At 52.1% G+C, this 26,975-nt stretch carries 24 protein-coding genes and 1 riboswitch; of the genes, 15 read left to right on the plus strand and 9 right to left on the minus strand.

Features of this window, described 5'->3' with window-relative positions:
* Positions 1 to 10 precede the first annotated feature (10 nt).
* Positions 11 to 898, plus strand: coding sequence for a DUF3298 domain-containing protein (locus tag ACQGQ5_RS06940; RefSeq protein ID WP_455735823.1), 888 nt, complete (start codon positions 11 to 13; stop codon positions 896 to 898).
* Between the two features lie 141 nt (positions 899 to 1,039).
* Here the strand turns inward: ACQGQ5_RS06940 and ACQGQ5_RS06945 are convergent, their stop codons facing one another.
* The 5 genes from ACQGQ5_RS06945 to ACQGQ5_RS06965 all read right to left on the minus strand — a co-directional run bounded on the left by ACQGQ5_RS06945 (position 1,040) and on the right by ACQGQ5_RS06965 (position 3,332).
* Entirely contained in the window at positions 1,040 to 1,204 is a 165-nt protein-coding gene (locus tag ACQGQ5_RS06945) for a hypothetical protein (protein ID WP_455735824.1), read from the minus strand.
* Positions 1,205 to 1,336: 132 nt separating this feature from the next.
* Positions 1,337 to 1,978, minus strand: a complete 642-nt coding sequence (locus ACQGQ5_RS06950) for a flavodoxin family protein (RefSeq protein ID WP_455735825.1) — start codon at positions 1,976 to 1,978, stop codon at positions 1,337 to 1,339.
* 141 nt (positions 1,979 to 2,119) lie between these two features.
* Positions 2,120 to 2,440 carry a quaternary ammonium compound efflux SMR transporter SugE gene (sugE, locus tag ACQGQ5_RS06955; protein WP_141825015.1) on the minus strand — a complete coding sequence of 107 codons (321 nt, stop codon included), beginning with the start codon at positions 2,438 to 2,440 and terminating at the stop codon, positions 2,120 to 2,122.
* A gap of 58 nt (positions 2,441 to 2,498) precedes the next feature.
* Positions 2,499 to 2,595: riboswitch (guanidine-I (ykkC/yxkD leader) on the minus strand.
* Positions 2,596 to 2,662: 67 nt separating this feature from the next.
* Positions 2,663 to 3,001: a four-helix bundle copper-binding protein gene (locus ACQGQ5_RS06960; protein WP_141825016.1), complete on the minus strand. Its 339-nt coding sequence runs from the start codon at positions 2,999 to 3,001 to the stop codon at positions 2,663 to 2,665.
* Between the two features lie 82 nt (positions 3,002 to 3,083).
* Complete coding sequence (locus ACQGQ5_RS06965; protein ID WP_455735826.1) at positions 3,084 to 3,332, minus strand: hypothetical protein; 249 nt, start codon at positions 3,330 to 3,332, stop codon at positions 3,084 to 3,086.
* Positions 3,333 to 3,758: 426 nt separating this feature from the next.
* Between ACQGQ5_RS06965 and ACQGQ5_RS06970 the strand changes: the two genes are divergently transcribed.
* Positions 3,759 to 4,319, plus strand: a complete 561-nt coding sequence (locus ACQGQ5_RS06970) for a hypothetical protein (RefSeq protein WP_455735827.1) — start codon at positions 3,759 to 3,761, stop codon at positions 4,317 to 4,319.
* A 116-nt stretch (positions 4,320 to 4,435) separates the two neighbouring features.
* On the opposite strand, the gene ACQGQ5_RS06975 is transcribed toward ACQGQ5_RS06970, so the two are convergent.
* The 3 genes from ACQGQ5_RS06975 to ACQGQ5_RS06985 form a co-directional block, all read right to left on the minus strand.
* A complete protein-coding gene (locus ACQGQ5_RS06975) occupies positions 4,436 to 5,095 on the minus strand; it encodes a hypothetical protein (RefSeq protein ID WP_455735828.1) in 660 nt (219 codons plus the stop codon).
* Positions 5,096 to 5,100: 5 nt separating this feature from the next.
* Positions 5,101 to 5,694: a 30S ribosomal protein S4 gene (rpsD, locus tag ACQGQ5_RS06980; RefSeq protein ID WP_141825020.1), complete on the minus strand. Its 594-nt coding sequence runs from the start codon at positions 5,692 to 5,694 to the stop codon at positions 5,101 to 5,103.
* Between the two features lie 269 nt (positions 5,695 to 5,963).
* A complete protein-coding gene (locus ACQGQ5_RS06985) occupies positions 5,964 to 7,220 on the minus strand; it encodes an MFS transporter (protein ID WP_141825021.1) in 1,257 nt (418 codons plus the stop codon).
* Positions 7,221 to 7,616: 396 nt separating this feature from the next.
* Between ACQGQ5_RS06985 and ACQGQ5_RS06990 the strand changes: the two genes are divergently transcribed.
* The 12 genes from ACQGQ5_RS06990 to ACQGQ5_RS07045 all read left to right on the plus strand — a co-directional run bounded on the left by ACQGQ5_RS06990 (position 7,617) and on the right by ACQGQ5_RS07045 (position 21,849).
* Positions 7,617 to 9,068 carry an FAD-binding oxidoreductase gene (locus tag ACQGQ5_RS06990; RefSeq protein ID WP_455735829.1) on the plus strand — a complete coding sequence of 484 codons (1,452 nt, stop codon included), beginning with the start codon at positions 7,617 to 7,619 and terminating at the stop codon, positions 9,066 to 9,068.
* Positions 9,065 to 9,889, plus strand: a complete 825-nt coding sequence (locus ACQGQ5_RS06995; protein ID WP_455735830.1) for an electron transfer flavoprotein subunit beta/FixA family protein — start codon at positions 9,065 to 9,067, stop codon at positions 9,887 to 9,889. Before ACQGQ5_RS06990 ends, ACQGQ5_RS06995 begins: the two co-directional genes overlap by 4 nt.
* Positions 9,886 to 10,869 carry an electron transfer flavoprotein subunit alpha/FixB family protein gene (locus ACQGQ5_RS07000; RefSeq protein WP_455735831.1) on the plus strand — a complete coding sequence of 328 codons (984 nt, stop codon included), beginning with the start codon at positions 9,886 to 9,888 and terminating at the stop codon, positions 10,867 to 10,869. The genes ACQGQ5_RS06995 and ACQGQ5_RS07000 overlap by 4 nt, the downstream gene beginning before the upstream one ends.
* Before the next feature lie 28 nt (positions 10,870 to 10,897).
* Positions 10,898 to 12,313 (plus strand): FAD-binding oxidoreductase, encoded by a 1,416-nt coding sequence (locus ACQGQ5_RS07005; protein ID WP_455735832.1) that lies wholly within the window; start codon positions 10,898 to 10,900, stop codon positions 12,311 to 12,313.
* Positions 12,314 to 12,542: 229 nt separating this feature from the next.
* A complete protein-coding gene (locus ACQGQ5_RS07010) occupies positions 12,543 to 13,670 on the plus strand; it encodes a betaine/proline/choline family ABC transporter ATP-binding protein (RefSeq protein WP_455735833.1) in 1,128 nt (375 codons plus the stop codon).
* Entirely contained in the window at positions 13,667 to 15,244 is a 1,578-nt protein-coding gene (locus tag ACQGQ5_RS07015) for an ABC transporter permease/substrate-binding protein (protein ID WP_455735834.1), read from the plus strand. The genes ACQGQ5_RS07010 and ACQGQ5_RS07015 overlap by 4 nt, the downstream gene beginning before the upstream one ends.
* Positions 15,245 to 15,338: 94 nt before the next feature.
* Positions 15,339 to 15,914 (plus strand): glycerol-3-phosphate responsive antiterminator, encoded by a 576-nt coding sequence (locus ACQGQ5_RS07020; RefSeq protein ID WP_038323706.1) that lies wholly within the window; start codon positions 15,339 to 15,341, stop codon positions 15,912 to 15,914.
* Positions 15,915 to 16,220: 306 nt separating this feature from the next.
* Positions 16,221 to 17,003 (plus strand): SDR family oxidoreductase, encoded by a 783-nt coding sequence (locus ACQGQ5_RS07025; protein ID WP_038323707.1) that lies wholly within the window; start codon positions 16,221 to 16,223, stop codon positions 17,001 to 17,003.
* 79 nt (positions 17,004 to 17,082) lie between these two features.
* On the plus strand, positions 17,083 to 18,513 hold the full coding sequence (locus tag ACQGQ5_RS07030; RefSeq protein WP_455735835.1) for an FGGY-family carbohydrate kinase: 1,431 nt from the start codon (positions 17,083 to 17,085) through the stop codon (positions 18,511 to 18,513).
* An 82-nt stretch (positions 18,514 to 18,595) separates the two neighbouring features.
* Entirely contained in the window at positions 18,596 to 19,366 is a 771-nt protein-coding gene (gene surE, locus ACQGQ5_RS07035) for a 5'/3'-nucleotidase SurE (RefSeq protein ID WP_455735836.1), read from the plus strand.
* Between the two features lie 275 nt (positions 19,367 to 19,641).
* Positions 19,642 to 21,651, plus strand: coding sequence for a methyl-accepting chemotaxis protein (locus tag ACQGQ5_RS07040; RefSeq protein ID WP_455735837.1), 2,010 nt, complete (start codon positions 19,642 to 19,644; stop codon positions 21,649 to 21,651).
* A gap of 48 nt (positions 21,652 to 21,699) precedes the next feature.
* Positions 21,700 to 21,849, plus strand: coding sequence for a hypothetical protein (locus tag ACQGQ5_RS07045; RefSeq protein ID WP_455735838.1), 150 nt, complete (start codon positions 21,700 to 21,702; stop codon positions 21,847 to 21,849).
* Between the two features lie 204 nt (positions 21,850 to 22,053).
* Here ACQGQ5_RS07045 and eno read toward each other — a convergent pair whose 3' ends face one another.
* Positions 22,054 to 23,334, minus strand: a complete 1,281-nt coding sequence (eno, locus tag ACQGQ5_RS07050; protein ID WP_455735839.1) for a phosphopyruvate hydratase — start codon at positions 23,332 to 23,334, stop codon at positions 22,054 to 22,056.
* Between the two features lie 378 nt (positions 23,335 to 23,712).
* On the opposite strand from eno, the gene ACQGQ5_RS07055 reads away from it, so the two are divergent.
* The gene (locus ACQGQ5_RS07055; protein WP_455735840.1) at positions 23,713 to 26,649 is read left to right on the plus strand and encodes an SH3 domain-containing protein; all 2,937 of its coding nucleotides are present in this window, start codon (positions 23,713 to 23,715) and stop codon (positions 26,647 to 26,649) included.
* Positions 26,650 to 26,975 lie beyond the last annotated feature (326 nt).

Genomic DNA, 26,975 nt, shown 5'->3' on the forward strand with positions numbered 1-26,975 from the left:
AGGGTCTCTTATGTTGCTGGAAGATTATCTCAGAGAGTCAAAAGGCTACTACCGTGAAATTCCAACCCCGGCGGAGCTGCAGGACAGAATTGCAGCTGCATACCGCTCGTTCCGCCCGGAAACTGCCAGGGAAATGCGCGTTTTGCGGTGGATAGCGGTGTCTGCGGCGAGCATGTTCGCAGTGTTTGTTATTTTGCTTAACAGCAGCCCGGTGTTTGCCCGTTCGACTCACGGAGTCCCGGTGGTGGGCGACATTGCCCAAGTCTTTACGTTTCGCGAGGATTTCAAGCAGGATCCAGGTCAGACTCTTACCGTCAGGGAGCCCAAAATTTCCGGACTGAAAAATAACGCCAATCAGAATCAAATCAATCTCCTCATTCAGACGAAGGTAGAGACGGCGCAGAAAATGCTGGAAGAGAGAAGCGAGCAGGAACGCGAAGCCTTCCTTCAGACAGGAGGCAAGGCGGAAGATTACATTCCCGCCAAATCATCCATCACATATTCTATAAAATGCAATAATACCAAAATGCTCTCCTTTGTATTGGACATCACATGGGATAGAGCACAATCTTCGCTGGAACAGGTTTTTTACAACCTGGACCCTAACACCGGGGCCGCATTGACACTCGAAAATCTGCTCGGCAGGGATTACAAAACCGTGGTGGATGACAGTATCCGTAAGCAAATGAAGGAACGCACCGCACAGCATAGCGACTGGATGTATTTTACCGGGTCCGATGGGTTTCAGGGCATTCGTCAGGACCAGAAGTTTTATGTTAACGCGGATGGAAAGGCGGTCGTTGTGTTCGACAAATATGAAATTGCCCCCGGATTCATGGGCCCGCAGGAATTTATCATTTCTGCCGTACGGCCGTCAAGCGCGTCCTCAGCAGGCTGATCCATGAAAGCCCTCTGTTTTCCCGACAGAATCGATCCAATGTATCCTGTTCCGATACCATTTCGGCTGCACGGAAAACCATTTATCTGGAGAGTGGCTCTCCGGGTGCAAAAATGCCGCCCGTTGAGGACGGCAAGAGAATTACATGGATGGGTCGCTGTCTTTCCTGCTTCCGTTTTGAGCAGGTTTCGCAGTTTCCTTATCCTCTCTGGGAATCGGCATTAGGATTGGTACCGGAGCTGGAACGGTTGGAATCTGTGCGGGAGAAACCGAGTCCGGATCAGGCACAAGCAATTTTTCTTTCATCAATTCAATCTCCTTTCGGAAATTAGCCTGTCCAATCGCCTGGGTTTTATCAAAAACGGCTCTCACTGTGAAGCGAGAGCCGCAAATATTATTCAAAAGATGATCTTACCGGCGACGATGGCCTCCCTTACGTCATTTGCCTGCAAGACGGGCTCCCATTTCAAATGCTTTCCGGCAGTCAATTGGAAACTGCTCCGCTTTTACGCGGGCTTTGTGTTCCTCGCTGAACATGGACGCCTCGTATTTGGAATAGTCATTAAACTGATAGGTGTCATTGCTGGCGATAAATTCGGATGGTCCGCCCAACCGTTCCAGCAGAGCTTTATAACGGTCGAACAGTACGTTGTAGCCAAGCTTTTCCATAGCGTCTTTCGGGACATTCATTGTGTAGATAAAGCCTGATGACAGTTTTCCCTGAAAGGTGGAGGGATGCCCGGTATTGTAAGTCATGGCAGAGAACAGCAGACGTTCGAGAAACGAGAGCATTTCACCCGTTATATTCGCAAAATAGATCGGTGTACCAAGCAGGAGTACATCACAGTGGATGATCTTTTCAAGTACGTCGGTCAGATCGTCCCGCATTGCACAGCGGCCCAGTGCCCCGCCTTTTCTTTTACATGCGAAACAACTGATGCAGCCTCTGTATTGCAGGTCGTACAGGTGGATCATTTCGGTCTGTGCCCCCACCGATTCCGCGCCGTCCAGCGCGTTTTGCAGCAGGGTAGCCGTATTCCACTTCTTTCTAGGACTTCCATTCGCAGCGATTACGTTCATAAGGGGTCATCCTTTCAAATATTTCATTGTATGGAATTATTATACTCTTCCCGTCAAGTCCCCTTATGTCTGTATGCAGTATAGTACGGTTTTAAAATTCTAGGCCAGGAACCGCCGCCCCGGAAACAAGCCGCTGACGCATTATTGAGGGGAAAGCAATTTTAAGCCGATAATTCCCGCTATGATAAGAGCAACGCAGAAAATTTGGGGGATGCTGATTTGTTCATGGAAGAGAACGATCCCTAAAATAAGCGTTCCCGCCGTACCGATTCCGGTCCATACGGCGTAAGCCGTCCCGAGGGGCAGATTTTTTAAAGACAGAGATAAAAAATAAAAGCTTGCGATCATCCCTGCCACCGTTATCACACTCGGAACAGGCTTTGTGAAGCCCTGTGAATATTTCAGGCTGACAGCCCAACATGTCTCGAAAATCCCTGCTATTGCCAACAGTAACCAATGCATGTTTTTCACTCCTTTTAAAAATGTACAAAAAATAAAAAGCCATGGAAGATATAAAAATATCTCCCAGGCTTTTGTCCTTCCGTGAACGCAGTATCCTGCGCGCTTTATCTCGGTGCAGACCAGCTGTTAACTGCGGAACCCTATAAAGCTTTTCCTAGAATAGCAAATCCAATGAAAAATGTCAATATGAAAAGCAATATTGAATACAAATCCCGCCGTCGATTACTGCATGGACTGACATTCCCGCACGCATTTTTTACATTCTGCGGCGCATTTCGCACAGTGGTCGTCTTTAAATGCTCCGCATTCCTGAGCGCACTCATTGCAAATCGTCGCGCATAGTTTGCATAATTCCATCGCATGGCAGGAATCCACCGCCATAAAGGAGGATGCTTCCCTACAGATACAAGCACATTCATGAAGCTTGGCAATGCACTTTTTCCTGTTTGCTGCGTCGGGTTCGTCAAGGCACATTTTCATACATTCCAAACACGCCTGTGCGCATTTGTTGCATTGGTCAATGCAGGTTTGATTTTTATTATTCATATTTACAATCCCCATAAACTAACTCCTGCAGATTTTATTTTTACTATTATTTCTGAGAAGTTAAAATTTATGTGGGATGATGTCCGATAGCCGTTCTCTATTCCTGCCACTCGTAAATGGCGAGGATACGCGGCGTAAACTCATGAAAACGATGTTCTTCGTTCGTAAGCGAAACGAGAAAATGACCCTCGGCACGATATACGCCGCTGGTGTAAAGATGCGCTTCGGCATCGCTTGACCGGCAAGCTCCGCAGTTTGCACAGCTGCATGCGTCCGGGTTTTCAAATTCCACCCAAACCGGTTTTCCGTTATAATCCGTTAAGTTCCGAATTATTTTTCCCTTCATAATATCACCTGCTTTATGTTATTATACTTCACTTTTTCCTGATTGTACAATAATATTCTTCCCGAATAGCCGGGATGCTTCTGTTAACAGCTTCATAGACAAATCCACGCCGAATTAATTGGTAAGTTTTTTTCTTGAAAATCATTAACCATTCTGCTATAATACAATTAAAATTGAGCTTTTATAATTATGGGGGATAGGTTTGTGCACGAATCTATAATACAATAATTAGCTCAATTCACAATTTGGGACACCCTCTCAACTGCTTTTGGGCGGCTGGGAGGGATTTTTAATTAGGATTAAGGCGGCAAGACCGCCGGATTTGAACTAACGCAGAATATTAATCATTGACCAACAGCGGAAATTTGCCTATTTCTCCATTACCCGTCATAGATTTTATAGAAATGCTTGATAGGGGGAGTTTGCATGAAACTGCTTTTCTCAAAGCAGGTAAAAAGGTTCGTTGGGCTTGTAGTTGTCGTTTGTTTGCTGGTTGCGGCGCTTTTTAATACGGCGGGGTACTTCTTTCACTGCAAATATATCAGCGTTGCGGCAGCGGTGGCCGAGGTGGATCAATACGAAGTAAGGACCGGGCTTTTGATGGATGCAATGGACCGGGTAGGGGTATGCGCGCCGGAAGCAGCCGCCGTGGTATGGGCTGACGGTCTGAAAAGCAGAAGCGGGGCGATGCAATATTCCGTAATGGATTCCAAACTCAAAAAAGAGTATGTCAAACAGCTCGGCCAATACAATCCCAATTGGGTAACGGGAATGTCCAGTCCCTGGATAGAAAGCTATAAAATCACCAACCAAACGCAGGCGGGAAGCGATCAATATGCGATTCAGCTTTCTTTTTCCACGGCAACATCGAGCGGTCCCGCCGGGGACTATAACGCTGCGCTGACGGTCGTCAAAGACGGCGACTTTTGGCGTATCACGAAAATATCCGCAGACGAAGGGTTACACCCGTATATGGGTGTATTATAAAAGAATAATCTAATTATAAAAGGCTGCCGCCAAACGATAATCATCGTTTGGCGGCAGCCTTTTATTGAGAATCATTCTATTGGCAGTTCGCTTTTTGAATTCGCCGCGGGCCTTCTTCAAACCAGACAGCCGGCCCTGGTATTGAGCCAGTTAAGAAACAGATATTTCGCAAACGGCTCCGTTTCGAACCGGCGGCATAATTCATCCAATTGGGAATAGGTGTATCCGAATTCCTCCTGAAACAGTTCTTCACACCAGACCTGCTCTTTCAGATAAAAAACAACCTTTTCCACGTTGGGGAAAACGTTCAGGCTGAACAGGACGTCCTGGCATTCCCAGTAGCGGTTGAAACGGTCACAGAAGCTGCTCAGGGTAGCCCACTGCGTTTCCGCGGAACGGCGCCATACGGCGCTCAGTTCATAGACAAAACCGCTCATGGCCAGCCGGTGCGGAGAGTCGGACCTTCGGATTGTTTCCAGAAGCTCCGGGGGAGACTGGACCGGGGTCATCAGCCGACCGTTTTCGGGATGAAGAACATAGTAACATACGGTGGGGAGAAAGACGTACTGCACAAAACCCAGCACCGATTCGATACCGGGATGGCAAGCCCAGTTGCTGTCCAGCAGGAGACGCTGTCCGTCCACCGCACAGGCATTGATAAAAACGGAAGTTTCCAGCTGCTCCGGCGGAACGAACAGGTCGTTCCACACGTCCTGTTTTCCTAAAGTCCATTCCCAATAGCCGGGCTGCCGATATTTGCAGGACGGGCCGGGCATGGCGGTTACCTCGAGTAGTGCTCGACGACCAGCTGATCGTCGATTTCCACGGGGATTTCGTCCCGGAGGGGCAGGCGGAGAAGCGTGCCGCTGAAAGCGTTGAAATCCCGTGTCACATAAGGCACGGCAAATCCCTTTCCCTCCAGAAAATTAGCGCGGAACGCTTCGTTGCTTCTGGATTTCTCACGAAGGGAAACCACGTCGCCCGGTTGGATCGTATAGGATGGGATTGTGATTTTTTGGCCGTTTACCAGAATATGGCCGTGCGTTACCTGCTGGCGCGCCAGACGGATGGAATTGGCGAAGCCGATCCGGTATACCATATTGTCCAGACGGCGTTCCAGCGTTTGCAGTAGGGCGTCGCCCGTTTTTCCCGGAGCCCTTTCCGCCGCGGAATAATAACGCATCATCTGTTTTTCCAGAATTCCGTAGTATGCCTTGACTTTTTGCTTTTCGATCAGCTGCAGGCCGTATTCCGAAACCTTCCTTCTCTTACTGAAGGCCGGTGCGTTTGCCCTCTTCATCGCTTTTGGGTGTCCGCAGATATTTACCCCCAAATGTCTGCATTCCTTGAAACGGGGGCCTCTTCTTGTTGCCATTCTTGTTCGTCTCCTTTATCTGTTTCATTTCATGTTGCCTTCAAACAAGTTAGTCTTGTCTAACTACCGGGCCACACAACATATTTTTAACGAAATTATTATAGCAGATTTGTAAAATCATGGCAAGGCGTAAAATCAAAAGAAGCAAGAAAATGGTTTTTTGATAGGAATCATTAATAGCAGAAGGGGGCCTGCCGCCAAACACAGCGGCAGGCCCCCTTTTTTCGGAGCATTTGTTGAGCAAGGGTTAAACAGAGTTTTTATCAAGCTCAGGCAGTCTCGGTGCTGCCCGCTTTCTTTTCGTCCTTTTTGACAATCCGGAACAGAACGAAAGCAAAGACACAGCAAAGAGCGGCCATTACCAGGGCATAGACAAACATCATGTTATAGCCCGCTTTGCCGGGGTTCGCGTCCATCCAGCTGCCGATCATGGTGTACATGAAAATGTCGGGGGAATAGCCCAGGAAGGATACGAAGCCGGAAACACGGCCGGTGGAATTGACCGGAAGATGTGCGTCGTCGATGATGGCGAAGTACATGGAACGTACAACATAGATGATGAACAGGCCGAAGATGAAGTTGACAATAACGACGTTCAGCACCGCGGCAGATTCCGGCAGGACCAGGAATCCGAGGAAGGATGCGATGAACAGTACGGCAGAACCGATGATGACCTTGATACGGGAGCCGATCTTATCAGCCAGGAATCCGCCGAGGACGCCGCCAATGGCCTGAATGACGTAGCGGAAGGCGCCGAGCGTTGTGCCCACGGATTCCGGAGCGCCGTAAACCTTCACACAGTAGGTGTTCAGGTAGCCCAGCATCCCATAAATGCTGTATGCGGTAAAGACGATCGCGCAGATAACCCATACGCGCGGCAGCTTCATGGCGTGCAGCATGCCTTTTGCAATGTCGAGGATGCCCTCGGAGTTTTCTTCTCTTTTTGTGTCTTCAATAAAGAACCAGTTGAGGACACCGATAATAATAACGACAATCGCGCAGACACGGATGGCCCACTGTGCGCCCAGAACCTTATCTGCAAAATGATTGTAGGCCGCCATCATACCGAATACCAACAGAGCGTTCATAATGCCGCGAAGGCCTTCCTGAAGGCCGAACAAGCGGCCCTGCTCCTCGCTGGAACCGAGCATACGGGTCGCTTTGATGCACGCCGACCAGTATGTAATAATGGTGGAAATACCCATCAGAACAAAGATGATGCGGCAGACGTTGTAGCCGGGGAACATGGAGAACCAGAGTCCCAAAATACCGGTTGTGATGAATGAAAAGGTCAGCAGTTTCCTTGCGGAAAATTTATCGGCGATCATACCGCCGACGAAATAGGATAACAGGGCCATTGAAGCATAACCGGACGACAGAAGCCCCATCTGTTCGTTGGTAAGCTGCATTGCGTTTTGAATCTGAACATAGAAGGTTTCACGGATGTACGGTAACTGGAAAATGATGCCTGCACCTGCGGCAAGCAGCAGGAGAGTGCCGTATTTTTTGATAAATGCTTTGTTCATTTAACATTTCCTCCTCTTTTTTGTTTAGCTGCAGGATGACGAGAGACGCCCTGAAATTATCTGTGCACAATAATTTTAGAGAAAAAAAAGAGTAACTTCAACCCATCCGCATGGACGGCGGATCGGTTGAAGTTACTCAATCTCTCAATCTCTCTGATAGTAACTGATGACAGTATACAGCAAATATTGCGAGTTGTCATTAAACAAAAACGCTAAATAAAATTCAGCAGAACTGGTCAAATTAAACAATTGACAAATAAAGTACCAGCCGTTATACTGAAGTCAGTTACCAAAGAGAGTAAGAGAAAGTAACTTTTTAATGGGCGTATACCCATTTGAAAGTTGCTTTCTCTTTTTTTATTGGTCAAAATGAGATGAAGAAAAGGAGTAAACAGCATGGCACTAATTGAAAGACAAAGCATCGTGGAAGGCCTGATCCGAATTCTTGGAAAAGAAAACGTAATCACGGATGAACAGGTTCTGAAAGAAAGCAGCCTTGATCGTTACAGAAAATATGAACAGGTCTGCGAAGTATATACACAGCCGATCCCCGCGGCAGTTGTTTATGTACACAGCACGGAAGAGGTCGCTGATGTGCTGAAATTCGCAAATGAATATCAGATTAATATTGTGCCGCGTACCGGTCATTCCGCAATCGAGGGCGGGCTGGAAACAGCTTTGGAAAACTCGGTTGTTGTCGACGGTTCCCAGATGAATAAGGTCCTGAAGGTGGATCAATACAATATGCAGGTTACCTGCCAGTGCGGCGTTCCCTTACAGGACCTGGACGATATGCTCCGTGAGCAGGGCTATACCACCGGACATTCCCCGCAGTCCAAGCCTCTGGCACAGATGGGCGGCCTGGTAGCCACCCGCAGCATCGGCCAGTTCTCCACTCTGTACGGCGGCATCGAAGACATGGTCGTCGGCCTGGAAGCGGTTTTTCCCAACGGAAAAATCTGCCGCATCAAGAACGTTCCGCGCCGCTCCGTCGGTCCGGATATCAGAAATATCATCATCGGCAACGAAGGCGCCCTGTGCTACATTACGGAAGTGACCGTCAAAATATTCAAGTACCGTCCGGAAAACAATCAATTTATGGGTTACACGCTGGACAACATGAAAACCGGCTTTGAAGTGCTTCGTGAAGTGATGGTGGAAGGCTACAAGCCGTCCATCGCCCGTCTGTACGACCCCGCCGACGGCGCCATGAGCTTCTCTCATTTCGCCGCTCCCGGAAAATGCGTGCTGATCTTTACGACGGAAGGCCCTGCGGCGATCGCCGAGGCCACGGCAGCCGGTATCAAGGAAATCGTCGCACGATATGACGAGTGCGAAGCAGTCGACCCGAAATATATTGAGAAGTGGTTCAGCCACCTGAACTGGGGCCCGGAGCAGATCGCACAGGAGCGCGAGGAAATCAAGGCGACACAGAACATCGGTATCACCACAGAGGTTTCCGGCTGCTGGGACTGCATTTATGAAATCTATGACACCGCCCGCAGGCGCATTATGGAAGAAGTGCCGGACATCACGCTGATCGGCGGCCACTCCTCCCACAGCTATATCAACGGCACCAATATGTACTTCGTTTACTATTACAATATCGTCGACTGCCCGCCGGAAGAGGAGATCAACAAATACCACAACCTCATCAACCGGATCATCTGCGAACAGGTCGTTCAGTACGGCGGGTCCATCGCTCACCACCATGGCCTCGGCAAAGCCAGAGCGCGCTATGTTCATGAAGAGTACGGTTCTTCCTTCTATATGCTGGATACCCTCAAGAAGGCGTTCGACCCCAACGGCATCATGAATATGGGAACGCTGATTCCACTCAGAAAATGATGAAACTCTTACTTCCTTTTTCCATTACCCCGGATCTGGAGGCCCTTTCCGAAGAGGATTGGGCTCTCCAGCCCGATTTAAAAGTTGATACGTCGTTCACGCCGCTGGACTGGAATAGCTTTGATGAAAGTGCGCTGGAAATGAGCCTGAAGCTATCCGACAACGGAGCTGCAGGCTCTTTTTGCTTTTACCGGTGTGCGCTGACCGTCGGCGGAATGCCCAGCGACCGGTTTTTGAAAACGCTGGCCGCGCTGAAATTCGACGAGCTTGTCCGGGTCGACCCCGGGGACGCGGATTTACGGTTCCGGCCCGAGGTGGTCGCCCGGCTCATCGCGGACTTTGCGCAGACACAGGCGCATCCTGATTTTATTCTGATGGGCCAGCAGACACAGGTCGGCGACAACGCCTGCACACCTCTGCTGACAGCGGAATTGCTGGGGTGGCCTTGCGTAACACAGGTGACTGCGCTGGAGCCGGCGGACGAACACCGCCTGCGCGTTACCGGCGCGGTTGACGGGGGAACGTCGGTACAGACGGTTTCCGCGCCCTGCGTTCTGAGCATCGGCGACGCTCCGTGTACCTATCTGCGCGTTCCGACGCTGAAGGACAAGATGGCCTACGGGAAGAAGCCCATTACCCTGCTGAAGCTGTCGGATTTTCCGGGAGCGGAAGCCCTGCTGTCCAGCCCCAACGCGGAGCTGCGTTCGCTGGTTCCCATCCGGAAGGAGCGGGAAGGCGTCCTGATCGAGGCGGATACGCCGGAGGAAAAGGCGGAAATTCTGTACCGAGACTATCTGAAAGGCAGGCTGAATCGCTTATGAAAGGAATACTGGTGCTGAACGCCTGCACGAACGATTACCCGGACCAGTGCCGGCTGCTTGCAGGATTCCTAGAGCAGCGCACAAATGGAATCGAGGCGGACATGGCCGTTGTGTTTCACAGGGAAGAAGCCGATCGTGAGGAACTGCTTTGCGCGGTCCCGGTGCCAAAAGCCGTGTTGATCGGCCTTCCGCAGGCGCGGACGGAAACCATGCTGAATCAGCTTGCCGAGCTGGGAGGCAGCGGGGAAACAGCAGTCTATCTGTTTGCCGGGAACTGCTTTGGGTCGGAGCTGGCGGTGCGGATGGGGCAGCGCTGCGGGGGCACGTTTATGGCGGCGGTCGACGGTGTGCAGTGCGCCGGGGAGGAGATTACCGTCACCAAATCCGTATACGGAGGGCATATGGAGGCGGAATTTGCGCTGAAGAAAGCGCCGTACTGCCTTTCCGTTTCCCGGTCCTGTGCCGAACCGGCGAAAGGGAACGGCCGGTCCGCCGTGGCCGTAGAGGAGCGAACGGTCCGGGAAGGCCCGGAAAACGGCTTCTCCGAGGACTATGCTTTTATTCCCGGAAAAGAGGAAAAAAATCTGGAAACCGCGCCGTTTATTCTTGCCGCCGGATGGGGGGCAAAAAGCCGGGAGGGCGTCGAGGCCATGGCGCAGGCCGCGGAAAAGATAGGGGCTGAATTCGGGGTCAGCCGCCCGGTCGCCATGAGCGCGTGGGCGCCCATGAGCCGCCTGATCGGCGTTTCGGGTGTCATGACAAAGCCGGAAATCTGTATTGCTGCGGGTGTTTCGGGCGCGCCGGCCTTTTATGCCGGAATTGAAAAAAGCGGGTTTATCGTTTCCGTCAATTCGGACCCGCGGGCGCCGATTCACCGAAAATCCAACGTTGCGATCGTGGACGACTGGCATAGGGTCTTACAACATCTCAGCGAGATTTCCGAAAAGCCTTTAAAAGCAACCCGAAAGAACCAAGAATGATTATAATCTGATAGTGGGGTATGATTTCATGAACAGCCGTCCAATTTTTCCTATGGACGAATCGTATACGGAATATATTCGCGATGAGTCCCAGTTTTCCGGAGGCGCGCAGAGTATTTCGTTTCCGCGCAGCGAGGAAGAAATCTGTGCGATCCTCGGCGAACTGCGCGAGCAGCGGATTCCGGTGACGGTACAGGGGGGCAAAACCGGCATTGTCGGCAGCGGAGTGCCGCTGAGCGGACATCTGATGAATGTGGCCGACTGCAGCCGGGTACTGGAATATTCCGAAACGGACGGAAAATATCTGCTGACGGTGGAGCCCGGTCTGCGCCTGTCGGAGCTGAAGCAGGCGATTGCAAGGCTGGGCGGACCCGTCCGTCTTTTCTGGCCGCCCGAGCCGACGGAGGCCACCGCGACGGTCGGCGGCGCAGCCGCAATGGCGGCTTCCGGAATCTGTGCTTATGCTTACGGGGACGCCAGGCAGTACTTTGAAGCGGCGCGCGTGATTCTGGCCGACGGTACCGTGCGGGATATCCGCCGTGGGGAACATTTTCTGGAAGTAAACGGCGAACGGCTCGATGAGCTGGACGCGTTTCTCGGCAGCGAGGGGATGCTCGGCATTTTCTCCGCTCTGACTCTCCGCCTGATGCCCTGTCCCGCGGAGCAGTGGGGCATCGCCTTCTTTTTTGAAAGACCGCGCGACGCGTGGCGCTTTGCCGACGAGCTGCAGAGCGACCCGGTGGGGTCGGAAAAAGCGCGGGTGACCGCGGCGGAGTATATTGATGGGGATTCCCTCCGGCTCATAGAGCAGAAAAAAGAACTGCTGAGCAGTCTTGACAGTATTCCGCCCGTCGATCCGGCCTTTCACGCGATGATTTATCTGGAAATCGCGGGGGAGGAATCCGAAATCGAGGCTGTGGCGGAAGCCCTGATGGAGCGGGCGATGCAGTGCGGAAGCGACCCGGACCGCGCATGGGCGGTATCCGGTGAAAAGGAAATCGAGTCTCTGCGGGACTTTCGTCACGCAATTCCGGAAACGGTCAATCTCGTGGTGGGGGAAAATCACCGGAACCATCCGGAAATCACCAAGCTTTCCACCGATATTTCCTTTCCCGGAAAGCCGTTTACCCGGGTGATGGAGTGGTATGGGGACTGTCTGAAGGACCTCAGGCCCGCGCACTGCATTTTTGGCCATATCGGGGAAAATCATGTGCACTGCAACCTCTTTCCGAAGGATTCTTCGGAGCAGCGGCAGTGCGAGGCATGGATGCGCTGGATTCTGCATGAGGCGGCTGCTTTCGGCGGCTGTGTTGTCAGGGAAAACGGCGTCGGCAAAGTTAAACGGCATTGGATTCCGGCGGATGACGCCGCGCTTTTGCGGATGCGCGAACTGAAAAAACGGTATGATCCGGAGGGTTTCTGGAATCCCGGCAATATGTTTTGATAAAAAACCACCTTGTACACGCAGTATAGGGAGATGAAAATGGCGGGACAATAGGAATTGATCCTTCCCTGATTTGCTGTTTTTATATTTTTATGATGGAAGATCTGTATAAAATGATTCCCAAGAGGATTGACCGGCTGGAATAGAGAACGTTGCCTGAGCCGGAACTGAAAAGGCGGACAAGCGTTTGGCGCTTGCAAATCGTAAAATCTGTGGAGGAGGTGCCCCTATGATCCGATTTGAAAACGTAACGAAGGCATTTAAACAGGGGGAAGTAATCAAGGGCCTGAACTTTGAAATTCAGGATGGGGAAATGGTCGTCCTAGTCGGGCCGAGCGGATGCGGGAAAACCACAACGCTGAAAATGATCAATAAACTGACACGCCCCACTTCCGGGAGGATCCTGATCGACGATCAGGATATTGCCCAGCTGGACACTGTGAAACTGCGCAGGAAAATAGGCTATGTCATTCAGAAGACCGGCCTTTTTCCCCATATGACGGTAAAGGATAACATAGAGATCATTTTGCAGATAGAAGGAATGAATGCGGAGAAAAGAGACCACGTCACTTCCGAGATGATGAGAATCGTGGGTATGGACCCGGAGGCTTATCTGTACCGCTACCCCTCGCAGCTGAGCGGCGGCCAGCTGCAGAGAATCGGTGTTGCCAGAGCCTTTGCCTCCGATCCGAAAATCGTTCTGATGGACGAGCCGTTCTCCGCGCTGGACCCGATTACCCGGGCGCAGCTCCAGTCCGAGCTTGTCGGGCTGCAGACCCGGCTGAAAAAGACTGTTGTCTTTGTCACGCACGACATGGACGAAGCGATCAAAATAGCCGACCGCATCTGCATTCTTGACGAAGGGCGCATCATTCAATACGATACTCCGGAAAATATATTGAAGAATCCGGCAAATGACTATATTTCCAGCTTTGTGGGGAAGAAGAGAATCTGGAACACCCCGGAATTGATACGCGTCAGGGATATTATGATGGCGAATCCCGTCAGCTGCACCCCGGACACCGCTCTGGAGGAATGCGCGGAGCTTTTGGGAGCCAACGAAATCAACGCGATGCCGGTTACCGATTCGGAAAAGCGTCTGGTAGGAATCGCGTACGGAACCGATATTCAGAAACAGGCCGACCGTACCCAGCCGGTCGAAAAAATCATGAAAACGGAATTTCCAACGACGGCTCCCGAAAAAAACCTGCTGGAAATTCTTGCTTATATCCGTGAGCGCCAGCTGGATTTCGTGCCCGTTGTGGACGGGGAGAGCCGCTTGATCGGCCTGATTACATCCAAGAATCTGATGACTGTTTTAAGTCAGCAATTTGTCGATACGGAGGGTGAACGATGACGGAATTTTTTACGAGCTTCTGGAACATCCGCGAACAGGTACTGTCCCTGCTGCTCGACCATATCCACTTAACGATTCTGTCCGTGGGAATCGCGGTTTTGATCGGTATTCCCGTCGGAATTCTCATCAGTCATTCGCCAAGGCTTGCAAAGCCGGTGCTTGGGATGACGAATATTGTGCAGGCGATCCCCAGCCTTGCCATGCTGGGATTTTTGATTCCGTATCTCGGCATCGGTACGGCTCCCGCCATTTTCTGCGTGGTGATTTATTCTCTGCTGCCAATTGTGAAAAACACCTGTATCGGTTTGAACAATATAGACCCCGACACGCTGGAGGCGGCGAAGGGCATCGGTATGACCCAGGGGCAGGTCATGGGAAGGGTCCAGCTCCCGCTTGCTCTCCCGGTGATTATGGCCGGTATCCGTATCGCCGCGGTCAACGCGGTGGGCTTTGTGACCATCGCAGCCTTTATCGGCGCGGGCGGGCTGGGGTATCTGGTCTACTCCGGTATCCAGACCAGCAATACTTATCTGATTCTAAGCGGCGCCATCCCGGCGTGCATTCTGGCTCTGGTGGTCGACTTCGTCGTCGGTTTCCTTGAAAAGGTCGTGACCCCGGTCAACCTGATTCATCCGACGGTCGATATGAATAAGGAAAAAGTCCGGCGCCACAAGAGAAAGCGCTGGATCGTTTCCACCGCGGCGCTCGCCGTTATGGTTGCGATCATTATCGGTTCGGTTGCTCCCATCAATAAGGCCGAAGGGAAGGTGATCCACGTCGGTTCCAAGAACTTCACCGAACAGCTGATTCTGGGAAATATCTATGCCGATCTGATCGAGGACAAAACGGATATCAAGGTTGTTCGGGACCTGAACCTGGGCAGCACCGACATCTGCTATAACGCGCTGAAAAGCCGTCATATCGACATGTATATCGAGTACACCGGCACCGCTTACGGCAGCCTGCTCAAACAGGGCTCGTCCACCGACAAGCAGCATATTTATACCACCGTTAAGGAGCTGATGGCCAAGCAGGGCATCGAGGTACTGGACCCCATCGGGTTCAGCAATTCGTTCGTGCTGGCGGTCCGTCAGGAGACGGCCGACAAATATCGTCTGAATACCATCTCCGACCTGGAAAAAGCCAGCAGCCAGCTGATTTTTTCGCCTACCATCGAATTCAACAACCGGCAGGACGGGGTTGCCGCCTTATACGCCGCCTACGATAAATTGAAATTCAAAGAGTCCTCACCCATGGAGGGCGGGCTGGGCTACCCGGCCATTGCGAGTAAGAAATGCGACGTCCTGACGGCTTACGCCACGGACGGCCTGCTGAAAACCTATCAGCTAAAGGTCCTTGAGGACGACAAAAATGCCCTTCTTTCCTATTATGCCATCCCGATGATCAACGAATCGGTCCTGCTGGAATACCCGGAGCTCAAGGATGTCATTGCCTTGATGACGGGGCTTCTGGATGACGAATCCATGCGGGACCTCAACTACCTTGTCGATCAGGGAGGCCAGTCCCCGGAGGACGTAGCGCTCAACTTCTTAAAGAGCAAAGGACTGCTGTGAAAAATTTGTATAAACAGGGGGGCCGTGGTATAATAAACCGAAATGAAAAACCAGTTGCCGAATGGAAATCCAAATCGACAAGCAGAGGTGCAATATGAAATTAACAACGGAAGAGTTCTTGGAAAACACGGAAATCTGTCCGGTAATAGCCGCAGTCAACAAATGGGAAGCCGTGGAGAAGTGCGGAAGCGTGGATTGCAAGATGGTCAACGTTCTGTTCGGGGATATCTGCACCATTGCGGATATTGTCAAAGAACTGAAGAAAATGGAGAAAATCGTTTTTGTGCATGTTGATCTCATTACGGGCTTCGCCAGCAAAGAGATCTGTGTGGACTTTATCCAGAAATACACGGAGGCCGACGGCATCATCAGTACAAAGCCGTTTCTGATCAAGCGTGCCAATGAGTTGGGCCTGTTCACGATCCAGCGTTTTTTTATGATTGATTTTATTACCTATGCCAATGTGGTCAAGCATGTCCGTGTCACCAATCCGAATGTGGTGGAATTGCTTCCGGCGGGTTTGTCGAAGGTCATCCGGTACCTGTGTGCTGAGATAGACCGTCCCGTGATTGCGGGCGGGCTGATCCTCGACAAGGACGACGTGATCGGCGCGCTCAGCGCAGGGGCGATCGCCATATCCACCACCAATCAGGAAATCTGGCGTGACTGAACACATCCTCTTTTAGAGAGACCGGTTCTGCAAATTGTACAAAAATATGCTAAAAAATTCGCACAAAATAGCATTGACAAACAGAGGTATATTCTTTATACTAAACACAGTTACTAAGAGATGAAGAGAAAGTAGCTTCAAGACAGCGTTATGCTGTCTTGAAGCTGCTTTTTTTGTTGCGTGGATGTTTATTATATTTCACGCGTACGGAAAAAAGTATCGGGAACAGTATAGTGTGCAGATATTGCTCGGCGGTGCGGCTCTTCGTCTCACAAACACAATACATAAACAATGGAGGTAAACATTATGAGCTACGATATCAATGATTTTTCTTTGGACTTCTTCAGCCTGAAAGGGAAGAACGCGGTCGTTACCGGCGGCAACAGCGGCCTTGGACAGTGCTTTTCACTGGCGCTGGCAAAGGCGGGCGCAAATGTGTTCGTCGCCAGCTTTCTGGAGGACGACGGAACCACGCAGAAGCTGATTGAGGAAGCCGGCAGCAAGATGGGCTTTATGAAGTGCGACCTTACTGAGAAAGGCGTTCCCGCGAAAGTCATTGAAGCCTGTGTCAACCAGTTCGGCAGCATCGATATTCTGGTAAACTGTGCCGGTATCTGCAAACTGAACGACGTTCTGGACTTCGACCGTGCCGACTGGGATCCGATGATTGCGACCGGTCTTACCGCGGCTTTTGAACTGAGCCATGAGGCCGCCAAATACATGGTCCCGCAGAAGAGCGGCAAGATCATCAACATCTGCTCGCTGTTCTCCTATCTGGGCGGACTCGGCTCCCCGGCCTATGCCGCTATGAAGCACGGTATTGCGGGCCTGACAAAAGCGTATGCGGACGAGCTCGGCAAATACAATATTCAGGTTACCGGTATTGCCCCCGGCTACTACGCAACCAACATCACCGTGGAAACCCGCAGCAACCCTGTTACCAACCAGAGAGTGCTTGACCATATTCCGGCCAACCGCTGGGGTGAAAGACAGGATCTGATGGGAACCGCCGTGTTCCTCGCCAGCCATGCGTCCGACTATGTTACCGGCACGCTGCTTGTTGTCGACGGCGGCTACCTGGTTCGCTGATTGACCGGTTTTTATAGAGCGGTGGGGAGAGGGTTTTCTCCCCGCCCCAACACTATCCGAAAGGCAGTAGAGGTTTGGTATGAGTAAAAAATACATTTTAGCCGTCGACGGCGGTTCTCAGAGTTCTAAAATCGTAATTTTTGATCTGGAAGGGAATATTGTCTGCGAAGAGAAAGAAAACCTCAGGCCGGTCAATCTGCCGTCGCCGGGGATCGTAGAGCATCCCGACGACGATCTGTGGGATTCCATTGCGGTTGCCAGCAAAAAGACGCTGGCGAAATTTGACGGCGACGTCAAGGACATCATGGCGGTTGGGCTTTGCACCATCCGGTTCTGCAGGGCGCTCCTGAAAAAGGACGGTTCCCTGTATTCCCCGGTGATGAGCTGGATGGATCAGCGCGTTTCCCGCGTACATGAACAGGTCAGCGACGAAATCGCCTATGTCACCACTTCCTCCGGTTATATCACTCATCGCTTTACCGGCAATTTTAACGATACGGCCGCCAACTATCAGGGCGTCTGGCCGATGGATACGGACACATGGCAGTGGTATGAGGACGATCAGAAGATTGCCGAATATAATCTTACCCGCGAGATGCTGTTCCATCTGCAGATGCCCGGCACGATCCTTGGCTATGTGACGAAGGAAGCCGCCGAGGCGACCGGGATTCCGGAAGGGCTTCCGGTCGTGGCAACCGCGAACGACAAGGCGGTTGAGGCGCTGGGCGCGGGCTGCACCGGCGAAAAGACGGCGCTGATCTCCCTGGGCACCTACATTGCCGCAATGGCTCAGGGCCACGACAATCCGAAGAATACCGTGAATTTCTGGAGCAACTTCGCTTCCGTTCCCAACCAGTACCTGTATGAGAGCAACGGCATCCGCCGCGGCATGTGGACGGTCAGCTGGTTCAAGAACGTACTGGGCGACAGCTACGCGGAGAAAGCCCAATCCATGGGCATGTCCGCGGAAGAGCTGCTGAGCAGGGAAGCGGAAGAGGTCCCCGTCGGAAGCGACGGCCTGATGACCGTTCTCGATTTCCTGGCTCCCGCGGACCAGCCGTTCAAAAAGGGCATCATGATCGGCTTTGACGGGCGCCACGGCCGCGCGCATATGTACCGTTCCATTCTGGAAGGCATTGCCATGACCATGAAGAGCCGTGTGGACGAGATGTGCGAGGAGCTTAACCTTAAGCTGGATAATATCATCATTTCCGGCGGCGGCTCCAACAGCGATCTGTTCATGCAGATTTTCTCCGATGTTTTCGGGATTCCCGCGTCGCGCAACGTGGTGAACGGTTCCGCGGCGGTCGGCTCGGCAATCTGTGCCGCCGTCGCAGTCGGGGCTTACAAAACCTTTGACGAGGCTGTGGCCCATATGGTCCGCATGCGCGACACCTTCCGGCCAGATCTGCAGAATACCGAGAAATATACGAGAGCGAACGCGGTCTATCGCGACATTACAAAATGTACGGATGACCTCCTGAAGCGCTCCTATGAAATTTTCAGTTAACCGATTTTAACAGACATTGCAGAAATACTGCAGAGCGACTGCAGTATTTCTGCCCATTTTCGGCTAAGCGCGGGGGAACGATATGAAACCTTTGATTCTGATCACGAACGACGATGGAATATATTCTCCGGGTTTGCGCGCGGCGGCGGAAGCGGTTGCCGATTTGGGCGAGCTGCTCATTGTTGCGCCGCATCGCCAGCAGACCAGTATGGGCCGCGCTTTTCCCCGCACGGAAGACCTGGGGATCATTGAAACGACCACCCTGATGATTTGCGGAGTGCGGACAAAAGCCTACGCCGTGCACGGGTCGCCCGCCTACGCGGTGGCTCATGCCGTGCTGGAGCTTGCAAACCGCAAACCGGATTTGTGCGTCAGCGGTATCAATTACGGGGAAAACCTCGGCACCATTGTTACCTGCAGCGGAACCTTGGGCGCCGCGTTTGAAGCGAATTCCCATGAAATTCCCGCCATTGCATCCTCCCTGCAAATCCCGCTGCAGCTGCAAAGAAAAACGGATTACAGTCCAGCGGACTGGAGCGCCGCGGCGGAAATCACCGGAAGAGCGGCGCAGTCCGTGCTGAAAGACGGCATGCCCGACAAAGCCACCGTCCTGAATATCAATATTCCCGACCAGCTGCGGGATACGGAACATTATCATATTACGCGGCAGAGCCATCAGAACTATTTCTGTTTTATACGGCCGGGAGAGCGGGATTTTTCAAAGAGATTTGAACTGAAATCCCGGCTGTCCGTGAATATGGATACCCTGGAGCCGGACAGCGATATCTATGCCGTTTACATAGATAAGGCAATTTCCATTACGCCAATGACCTGGAATATGACAGCGGTTTAAAAGAATCCGGAGAAGAAGACAGGCAAACAGCAGGAACGCGGCAATTTTCATTTATAAAGGCTTTGGCCACAGTTGAGGAATGCAAAACGGGAGATGATGATTGAGGCGGCGATAAACCGCCTCTTTTTTTATGCATTCCCGATTTGGTATTTTTTTCCTGAAAGCCCTTTTCCGGAAAGTATATTGATGAAAGGTTGAAAAGTAGAATGTTTCATTTCTTTAAACGTTCCGCAACAATTCGGGAAGAATCTCACGAATCAGTTAAAAAATCCAGTTTGAAGAAAAAGCTCAGCATCATTTTTGCCATTGTGATTGCAGTTCCTTTTGCAGTGATGTCCCTGTTTATACTGCCCAACCAGATTCAGTCGCAGTACGTCGAGTCCAGCAGCCAACAGCTGAAGCTGGCCGATAAGAATATGGAGACCTTTTTTTCAGAGATTCAGTACAATCTTGACTATATGGCGCCGGCAAGCCTGATGAAAGCGTCGAAGGGACATCTGACCAGCTATGTGAACAAAGGGGAAAATGACGACAGGGTGCTCCGGTCGTCCAAAGCGGGCGGGATGGAGCAGGAAATCTTCCAGTCCTTCGACTCCTTCCGGCAGGCGCATCCCTATGTCACCTATGTCTATTACGGGCTGGAAAGCAAGGAATATATACAGAGCCCGGAGGGCGGGGCGGTAGTGCCGAATTACGACCCCACACAGCGGCTTTTTTACACGACCGCGATTACGGGCAAGGGGAAATATGTGTATACGGAGCCGTACGAGAACGACGGCAATATTATCCTGGGCCTGGTCAAGGCGGTATACGACGGCAATGATCTTCTGGGCGTTTCCGGAATTGACGTCAACCTGAATTCCATGACGGAAATGCTCAATCAGGTGAAGATCGGAAAGAGCGGATATCTGATCCTCGTCCATCAGAACGGAACCGTTATTTCCGACTCCATGGACAAGGAGCATAACCTAAAGAAAATCGAAGAGCTGAAAATTACGGGATTGGAGAATGCGGGGAAGATAACCGATGGGGTAAAGAGCACCGGATTGGACGGGGAGAAATTCCTTACCAACGTTTACACCTCTCCCAATACGGGCTGGAAGGTCATAGCGATGATTCCCCAGAAGGAGATTGACGCCGCGAGCTTCAGCATCTCCACCGCCGTGCTTTTGATTGCGTTCCTGACTTTGCTGATCGGCTTGGCTGCCGTATGGAAATTTACGGACGCGATCCAGATTCCGCTGAAAAAACTCAGCCAGCGGCTGGAGCTGCTTTCCCGCGGCGACCTTCACTCCGAAGTTCCCTCCGTCAAAACAAAGGACGACGTCGGGGTTTTGGCAAATTCCCTTTTTTACACGGTAGAGAATATGAAGAATTATATTGCGGAAATTGATGCCGCGCTGGGGAACATTGCGAACGGACAGCTTGATTTTGAGCTCAGGCAGGAATTCCTGGGCGATTTCGTTTCCATCAAAGCCTCCATCCAAAAGATCACGGATTCTCTGAACGGCACCCTGACGGAGATCAGCCGCTCCGCGGCGCAGGTGGATTCCAGCTCTGCCCAGATCGCCAACGGGGCGCAGGCATTGGCCCAGGGCGCGACGGAGCAGGCAAGTTCCGTCGAAGAGCTTGCGGCCACGGTTACCGAAATTTCCACCCATGTCAAACAGAATGCGGAGCACGCTGCCGAGGCAAATAAAAATGTAAGCCTTGTCCGAACCGAAATAGAAGCCAGCAACCGGCATATGGATGAAATGGTGTCTGCGATGGCTCAGATCGATGAATCCTCCGGGGAAATCGGGAAAATCATCAAAACCATTGAGGATATCGCTTTTCAGACCAATATCCTCGCTTTGAACGCGGCTGTTGAGGCGGCAAGAGCGGGGGCCGCGGGCAAGGGCTTTGCCGTTGTGGCGGACGAGGTCCGTAATCTGGCGAGCAAAAGCGCGCAGGCGGCGAAAAACACCACCGCTTTGATCGAAAATTCCACCAGGCAGGTGGAGAACGGTACCAAAATCGCGGACCAGACCGCGAAAGCCCTTCTTCAGGTGGTCGAGAGCGTAGAATCCGTTTCAGATGCGGTTGCGCAGATCACAGAGGCGTCAAGCCGTCAGGCGGAGTCCATCAGTCAGGTGACACAGGGCGCCGATCAGATCGCCGCGGTGGTTCAGACCAACTCGGCGACCGCGGAAGAAAATGCCGCCGCCAGCGAGGAGCTTTCCACGCAGGTGCAGATCATGCGGTCGCTTGTCGGAAAATTCCGCTTAAAGAAGGGGACGGATTAAAATCTGTCCGGTCGGTTTACGGCAGTCACCCTTGAAGAAGCAAATGCATTGAAAATCGTTCAATTTTATCAAAAGCAGGCAGAGTGGTCCACTCTGCCTGCTTTGCTGATTTTTCGGGAAGGGTTTGCTTGTCAACAGCTTTCCCGCTATTTACTTTCGGAATTTATGAAACAGACGGCGGCTTATGGAATATCCTGATATTGATCCATTCTTTTCAATTGAGGTGATCGCATGCAAACGGTTATTATCAGATTCTTTGATAAAAAAGTTGGATACAGAGCCGCGAATTTTCTCAGAAGCTTGGGATATCAGGTGAATTCCGTCGGACGGACCTATTGGAACAGCTTTTATCCGTTTGCTTCGTGTCTCCTCCTGGAAATCAATTATGAAGAATAACAGCTGTTAATGAAAGCAGCTGTTTCCGGGGAAACGGGCGCCGTCTCCCAGATCGGATTCAATCCGCAGCAGCTGGTTGTATTTTGAGACACGCTCGCTGCGGCTAGGGGCGCCGGTCTTAATCTGGCCCGCGTTCAGCGCGACCGCCAGATCGGCAATGGTGGTGTCTTCCGTTTCGCCCGAACGGTGGGAGATGATCGCCGTATAGCCGGCTTTATGCGCCATCTTCACGGCGTCCATTGTTTCTGTCAGGGAGCCGATCTGATTCAGTTTAATCAGGATGGAATTTGCGCAGTGCAGGTTGATCCCCTTCTTCAGCCTTTCCGTATTGGTAACGAACAGATCGTCGCCGACAAGCTGAACCGAATCGCCCAGCTCTGCCGTCAGCTTTTCCCAGCCCTGCCAGTCGTCCTCGCCCAGCGGGTCTTCAATGGAGCGGATCGGGTATTTCTGGCTCAGGGTCTTCCAGTACGCGATGAGCTGGTCCGTCGTATAGGAGGTATGGTGCTTCGGAAGCAGGTAGCCGCTGCCGGACTTCCACTCGCTGGAGGCGGCGTCGATCGCGAGAACAAAATCTGTAGAGGGCTGGTAGCCCGCTTTTTTGATCGCTTCCAGAATCAGTTCGATCGCTTCTTCGTCCGTGTCGAGGTTGGGCGCGTAGCCGCCCTCGTCGCCGACGGAGGTGGACAACCCTCTTTCTTTCAGGATGGATGCAAGCTTATGGAACACTTCCGCGCACCAGCGCAGCCCTTCCCGGAAAGACGGCGCCCCTACGGGCATAATCATGAACTCCTGAATGTCCACGTTGTTTGCCGCGTGCGCTCCGCCGTTCAGTATGTTCATCATGGGGACGGGGAGAGTGTCGGCGTTTACGCCGCCGATAAAACGGTACAGCGGCAGATGGAGCGCGTTTGCCGCCGCTCTTGCCGCCGCAAGGGAAACCGCCAGAATGGCGTTTGCCCCCAGCTTGGATTTTTCTTTTGTGCCGTCAAGCTCAAGCAGCTTTTGGTCAATGGCCGCGGTCCGGGTGCTGTCCCATCCGCTGAGAGCGTCGTTTATGATTGTATTGATATGATCGACCGCTTTCAAGACGCCTTTTCCGCCGTAGCGGGCAGAATCCCCGTCGCGAAGCTCAAGGGCCTCAAACGAGCCTGTGGACGCTCCGCTCGGGACAGAACCCGTTCCCACGGTGCCGTCGTTCAGCGTTACAACCGCCTCAACCGTTGGATTGCCTCTGGAATCCAGAATTTCTCTTGCAACAATATTTTTAATACGATAGTCAGACATATTGATTGCCCCCTTATGGTTTTTTCATCTCAGTTAGCGAAAACTAACTGCCTTTCATTAAAAGTATCACAATTTACTGAAAATGTCAATTGACGGATCCGATATCTTCCGGTTTTTTCTGTTAAAAAAAGATTAAAAAATTGGATGTTGCAGCCGGAAAAAATCGCTCGTTCCAAAGGGGCGGAAATTGTTAACATTTGGCATATTAACTTGATAATTGCCAGTTTTTAGGGTATAATCGAACCAGTAATGTCAACGGATGCCAGAGCTGATTTGATGATAAGGCAGCGCGTGTATTTTATAGGAAGGAAAAATCCTTCCCTGTCGGGGCCTGCTGCCGGTCTGTATTATAAATACTACATAATTGGAGTGAATGAATTGAAAAGTCTGAAAAAGCGGATTGCGGCGGGAGCGGTTTCGCTGATCTGTGCCGCGGGTGTTATGATCACCCTGCCGCCGGCTGTTTCCGTAGCGGCTGCTGCGACCGCACAAACAACGGATTATTTGAATCTGCGCGAAGGCGCGGGTGTGGATAAAAAAGTGATTCTGACACTCAGCAAAGGAGTCACCGTCACGGTTCTTGACTCCTCCAATGCGACATGGGCGAAGGTGCAGACCTCCGGCGGCAAACAGGGGTACTGCAGCAAGCAGTATCTCAGTATCTCCGGTACCGCTTCCAATTCCGGGTCTTCGTCTTCCGGGACGACCGCGGTCACCACAGCGTCTTTAAATATGCGCGAGGGCGCGGGCACCGCCAGCAAAATTATCGTTACCCTTCCGAAGGGGACTTCCGTCAAGGTGATCGACAGCTCCAATCCTTCCTGGCTGAAGGTGCAGACGACGGACGGAAAACAGGGATATTGCAGTAAGGAATTTTTGAACGTGTCCTCCTCGTCCGGCTCCGGTACAACGACAAATACGGGCTCTGCCAATACCGGTTCCACTGCGTCGTCGGCTTCTGCGCTGACTACGGACTATCTTAACCTGCGTGAGGGCGCGGGTACCAATTATAAGGTAATACTGACCATCAGCAAGGGGACGACCGTAAAGGTGCTGGACAACTCCAACGCCCAGTGGACAAAGGTGGAGACCTCCAGCGGCAAACAGGGGTACTGCAGCAAACAGTATCTGAAAATCGGCACTTCCACCGGAACGAATACGAATACCAATACCCCTCCTTCCACGGGAACGGGAACCACCACCACTGTTACGGGGGTAACCAATTCTTCCCTGAATGTGCGCAGCGGTGCGGGAACGACCTACGGGATCGTTGTCACGCTGGCAAAAGGCGTTACTGTTACGGTAACGGATAATTCCAATTCCGTCTGGGCAAAAATCAAAACTTCGGACGGGAAAGAGGGCTATTGCAGCAAGCAGTATTTGAATATCAGTACTTCCACCGGAACGAACACGAATACCCCGCCCTCCACGGGAACCACCGGCACTGCCACGGCGGTGACGACCGCTTCCCTGAATGTACGCAGCGGCGCGGGGACCGGCTACAGCATCGTTGTTACGCTGGCCAAGGGTGTTACCGTAACGGTGACGGATAATTCCAATGCATCGTGGGCGAAGATCAAGACTTCCGATGGGAAGGAAGGCTATTGCAGCAAGGAATTCCTGAATATCTCCAACACACAGACTGGAACGGACAACAATAACGGCACGGATACCAATACGAACCCCGGAACGGATACCGGTACCGGGGATAATACAGGCTCCGATTCCCACACCGTTACGGGTGCGAGCGTAACGGCCGATATGCTGCGGCTCAGGGAATCGCCCGATACAAGCGCTAAAATCCTGGCAAACCTGCCGAAGGGGACGAGCCTGACGGTGCTGGATACTACCAATTCGGCCTGGACCAAGGTGCAGACCGCCAGTGGGGTTGCGGGTTATGTCAGCTCGGAGTACATTCAGCTGCATTATTCCGACGACGTAACGAACACTACCGCGCTTTCGCTTTCCACCACAGCCCAGAGCATCCCGGTAGGGAAGACGCTGTATATTCAGGCCAGCATTTCCCCGAGCGGGACCTATATTAGCTGGACAAGCAGCAATCCGAATGTCGCCACGGTTTCAAACGGATATGTCTGTGCCGTTTCCAACGGTACCGCCGTGATCACGGCTAAATCAGGAACCTATACGGCGACCTGCAATGTCACCGTGACGGATGCGGAACCGGTAAAGACCGCGTTTGCATCTCCGAATATTGCGAGTACGGGCGCGACGGTAACGCTGACCGCGGTAACCGATACCACGCGCGACGGCGTACAGTTCGTCATTACGATGCCGGACGGCAGCAAAAAGGCACTGAACGCCGATTCCTGTACGGATGAGTCCAAGCAAAACACCTATACGAAAAAGTGGACGGCTACCACGACCTTCAGTGCGGCGGGAACCTATTCCTTTACCGCTTATTCGTCGCTGAACGGAAGCATGAGTTCTGCGGGCTACACCACCAACGCGTATGTTTCCAATCAGCAGGATTTCGTTACGACTTCCAGTGAGGAGCGCAGGGCCAGCGACCAGATGATTTCTCTGATTGCCAAATGGGAGGGCTACAGCTCGACTGTGTACGCCGACCAGCTGACGTCGAATCAGGTGCCTACGATCGGGTATGGCTGCACCTTCGGGGCAAACGCGATTTTCTACAACAATATGACGGAGACGGAAGCATGGTCGCTTCTGGTCAATAAGATCAATAATTCCTCTTACACCACCGAACTGAATAAAATGATTCAGAACAATCATTTCCTGATGAGCCAGAATCAGGCCGACTGCTTAATCAGCTTTGCCTATAATGTCGGCGCGGGCTATTTCAACAGCAGCGCGGAGATGGATTTCAGAAGGATTATGAAAAACGCGGTGGTCCCGCCGGCGCTCTTCTCCGGGGAAACGCTTTCGGCGACTGTGACAAAGGATACTATCGTCAGGGATCAGCCCAGTATCAGCGGGAACGAGGTCTGCAGTGTGCTGTCGGGCACTTCGCTCAATGTGACCGAATGCAACTTCGCCAACACGAAGGACGGCTGGTATAAGGTACAGCTTTCCAGTGGAAGTACCGGTTGGGTCAATTCCGGATACATCAACCTGTCCAACTCCGACTCCCTGACCCATGACCTTAATTACACTAACGCCAACGCGTTCGGCTCCGACCTGATCCGCTGGAATCAGGCAGGCGGTAAGTTCTATGCCGGCCTGTTCTACAGAAGGCTCGGCGAAGCGAACGTATACAACTACGGCGATTATGAAGCGGTGAAGTTCAACCGTTACAATTACACCTATCCCAACGCGGCGGCGGGACTGAGCTAAAGGTTTGGAACGGACTCCCCCAGTCAGGCTGCGCCACAAGTTAAGGCCCACTCTTTGAGTGGGCCTTAACTGTATATTTTGGTCGGAATACGCTTGCGACGGGGGAGAGAACAAGCAGCTCTTTTGTCCCCGTACCCCCGTCAATGAAAACCACTGTGGCATCGTATTGCGTAATGGTGTTTTGGGGATACCTGGGGGTGCAGGGGGATTTTATGGAACCCTCCCGCCGGGAATTAAAAATCCCCCTGCGCGTCCTTTGCCTACTTTCGCCCAAGATCGAAAGTAGGGGCCCGCCCGGCCTGAGGGCGAGCTAATAAACCGACGGC

Source organism: Caproiciproducens sp., assembly GCF_053840905.1.

What these genes read in the sequence shown, in the direction of transcription:
- ACQGQ5_RS06990 (WP_455735829.1), top strand. Translation starts at nt 7,617, where the DNA reads ATGGCACTAATTGAAAGACAAAGCATCGTGGAAGGCCTGATCCGAATT.
- ACQGQ5_RS06965 (WP_455735826.1), bottom strand. Translation starts at nt 3,332, where the DNA reads ATGAAGGGAAAAATAATTCGGAACTTAACGGATTATAACGGAAAACCG.
- surE (WP_455735836.1), top strand. Translation starts at nt 18,596, where the DNA reads ATGAAACCTTTGATTCTGATCACGAACGACGATGGAATATATTCTCCG.
- ACQGQ5_RS06975 (WP_455735828.1), bottom strand. Translation starts at nt 5,095, where the DNA reads ATGCCCGGCCCGTCCTGCAAATATCGGCAGCCCGGCTATTGGGAATGG.
- sugE (WP_141825015.1), bottom strand. Translation starts at nt 2,440, where the DNA reads ATGCATTGGTTACTGTTGGCAATAGCAGGGATTTTCGAGACATGTTGG.
- ACQGQ5_RS07020 (WP_038323706.1), top strand. Translation starts at nt 15,339, where the DNA reads ATGAAATTAACAACGGAAGAGTTCTTGGAAAACACGGAAATCTGTCCG.
- rpsD (WP_141825020.1), bottom strand. Translation starts at nt 5,694, where the DNA reads ATGGCAACAAGAAGAGGCCCCCGTTTCAAGGAATGCAGACATTTGGGG.
- ACQGQ5_RS07010 (WP_455735833.1), top strand. Translation starts at nt 12,543, where the DNA reads ATGATCCGATTTGAAAACGTAACGAAGGCATTTAAACAGGGGGAAGTA.
- ACQGQ5_RS07015 (WP_455735834.1), top strand. Translation starts at nt 13,667, where the DNA reads ATGACGGAATTTTTTACGAGCTTCTGGAACATCCGCGAACAGGTACTG.
- ACQGQ5_RS06960 (WP_141825016.1), bottom strand. Translation starts at nt 3,001, where the DNA reads ATGGGGATTGTAAATATGAATAATAAAAATCAAACCTGCATTGACCAA.
- ACQGQ5_RS06950 (WP_455735825.1), bottom strand. Translation starts at nt 1,978, where the DNA reads ATGAACGTAATCGCTGCGAATGGAAGTCCTAGAAAGAAGTGGAATACG.
- ACQGQ5_RS07005 (WP_455735832.1), top strand. Translation starts at nt 10,898, where the DNA reads ATGAACAGCCGTCCAATTTTTCCTATGGACGAATCGTATACGGAATAT.
- ACQGQ5_RS06970 (WP_455735827.1), top strand. Translation starts at nt 3,759, where the DNA reads ATGAAACTGCTTTTCTCAAAGCAGGTAAAAAGGTTCGTTGGGCTTGTA.
- ACQGQ5_RS06945 (WP_455735824.1), bottom strand. Translation starts at nt 1,204, where the DNA reads ATGAAAGAAAAATTGCTTGTGCCTGATCCGGACTCGGTTTCTCCCGCA.
- ACQGQ5_RS07030 (WP_455735835.1), top strand. Translation starts at nt 17,083, where the DNA reads ATGAGTAAAAAATACATTTTAGCCGTCGACGGCGGTTCTCAGAGTTCT.
- ACQGQ5_RS06985 (WP_141825021.1), bottom strand. Translation starts at nt 7,220, where the DNA reads ATGAACAAAGCATTTATCAAAAAATACGGCACTCTCCTGCTGCTTGCC.
- ACQGQ5_RS06995 (WP_455735830.1), top strand. Translation starts at nt 9,065, where the DNA reads ATGATGAAACTCTTACTTCCTTTTTCCATTACCCCGGATCTGGAGGCC.
- ACQGQ5_RS07025 (WP_038323707.1), top strand. Translation starts at nt 16,221, where the DNA reads ATGAGCTACGATATCAATGATTTTTCTTTGGACTTCTTCAGCCTGAAA.
- ACQGQ5_RS06940 (WP_455735823.1), top strand. Translation starts at nt 11, where the DNA reads ATGTTGCTGGAAGATTATCTCAGAGAGTCAAAAGGCTACTACCGTGAA.
- eno (WP_455735839.1), bottom strand. Translation starts at nt 23,334, where the DNA reads ATGTCTGACTATCGTATTAAAAATATTGTTGCAAGAGAAATTCTGGAT.
- ACQGQ5_RS07000 (WP_455735831.1), top strand. Translation starts at nt 9,886, where the DNA reads ATGAAAGGAATACTGGTGCTGAACGCCTGCACGAACGATTACCCGGAC.